At 42.0% G+C, this 1,739-nt stretch carries 2 protein-coding genes and 1 pseudogene; all 3 read left to right on the forward strand.

Annotated features, from left to right (window positions below):
- Positions 1-241 (forward strand): transposase (locus tag IQ224_RS23295; RefSeq protein WP_194033546.1); only part of this gene is annotated, 241 nt, incomplete at its 5' end.
- Between the two features lie 145 nt (positions 242-386).
- The gene (locus IQ224_RS25215) at positions 387-521 is read left to right on the forward strand and encodes a hypothetical protein (RefSeq protein WP_241673758.1); all 135 of its coding nucleotides are present in this window, start codon (positions 387-389) and stop codon (positions 519-521) included.
- A 539-nt stretch (positions 522-1,060) separates the two neighbouring features.
- A pseudogene (locus tag IQ224_RS23305) lies at positions 1,061-1,615 on the forward strand (Uma2 family endonuclease); the annotation flags it as partial.
- Between the last annotated feature and the right edge of the window lie 124 nt (positions 1,616-1,739).

Below are 1,739 nucleotides of genomic sequence, written 5' to 3' on the forward strand. Positions count from 1 at the left end.
AGAGGGAATGCTATCCATCTCGGAATGGTTGGCAAAATCCTCCAGTGTTTTTACTAAGAGTTGTCAAACAATCCGAAACTGGTTTGGAGAAATAATTAGTTATTTCGAGCGAAGGACAACGAATGGGATGGTCGAGGGAATCAACAATAAACTTAAACTAATAAAACGGAGAGCCTATGGCTTTAGAAACTTTCGGAATTTTTGGGTTAGAAGTATGTTATCTTGGCATCTTGTCTGTTGATTTAGCATAAAGAGTAACGAAGAGCCGAGATTATTCGCCTTTTAACGGTGACTTAGTTTACTGGTCTAAGAGACAGTCCAAACTTTACGATGGAGCAACTTCTAGGTCTTTAATCCGACAGAACCATACCTGTGGATATTGTGGCTTGAAATTTATTGATGAGGAAAGAATACATCTGCACCACATCGATAGAAATCACGCTAATGGTCGAGCCAATAATCTTTTGGCAGTACACGAATCATGCCACGATTACATCCACAGGTGCAAAAGTGAAAGCTAAGATTATCGGGAGCCGAGTGCGGTGAAAGTCGCACGCTCGGCTCTAAGAGAGAGGTGCGGAGGATAATACCTCCCATCGACTCTACCCACCTCTTTTTCTCTAGTCAAACTATTTTTGACTAATCTCAAATGCTAAGTCGTATCTGGCTCTCCCAGGTTTGGTGGGTAAAATGTATTCTAAGATACATTCCTCCTAGCGAGGGGGTGGAACGAACCACAAAGACACAAAGGACACAAAGATCGATCGATCCTATGTAAGTTAAACTCATCACACAGAACCTAGAAGAGCCTACTTGGCTCTTCCGGTTTCTGTGTGGAAACGAAGCCTATACTGATAGTTTCTTCGGCAAAATAGTCGTAAAAGTCTTTCTCCGTCAACATTTCACGATTCCATAAGCAAAAATTATCACACAAAGTCGAGAAGAGCCGATACTTTTTAAACAGCATTTAAGACCATCACCATCCCTAAATATTTGCTCCGATTTTTTATAGTAAAGTTATACTATTAAGGAAGCAAAGACGAAATTCTAGGGTTAAGCAATGGTTAGACAACTCGACGACAGCCCGAAAACCACAATCGTCTATCCCGATAGCGATGGTAAACCGATGGCCGACAATACAAGACAATTTCGCTGGATTACGACGATTAAAGCGAATTTAGACTGGTTATTTGCCAATGATGCCGATGTTTTTGTCGCCGGTGATTTACTCTGGTATCCCGTGGAGGGAGATAATAAGACTCGACAAGCACCCGATGTGATGGTAGCTTTCGGTAGACCAAAAGGCGAAAGAGGTTCCTATCAACAGTGGAAAGAGAACAATATCCCCCCACAAGTGGTTTTTGAAATTCTCTCTCCGGGTAATACCCAAACGGAAATGACCAGAAAACTACTGTTTTATGACCGTTATGGTGTGGAAGAATACTACATTTATAATCCCGATAAAAATGATTTGGGTGGCTGTATTCGTCGGGAAAATCGGCTCGAAAGTCTGGAAAATCTCGATAATTGGGTCAGTCCTCGCTTGGGCATTCGTTTTCAATTAGCCCAACCAGAGTTACTGTTGTATTATCCCGATGGTCAACCTTTCACCACGTGAGTTCGACGAAATTCAACCCATTGAAATCCATGCACAGTGAGACTTACAGCCTAGCTATCCTAGAAAAACTCTGTCAATTAGCCAGTCTTAATGACAAAGAGACGGCGATCGCTGTCGGAAA

Origin of the sequence: Microcystis sp. LEGE 00066 (genome assembly GCF_015207925.1) — a bacterium.
In the GTDB taxonomy this organism is placed as follows: domain Bacteria; phylum Cyanobacteriota; class Cyanobacteriia; order Cyanobacteriales; family Microcystaceae; genus Microcystis; species Microcystis ichthyoblabe_A.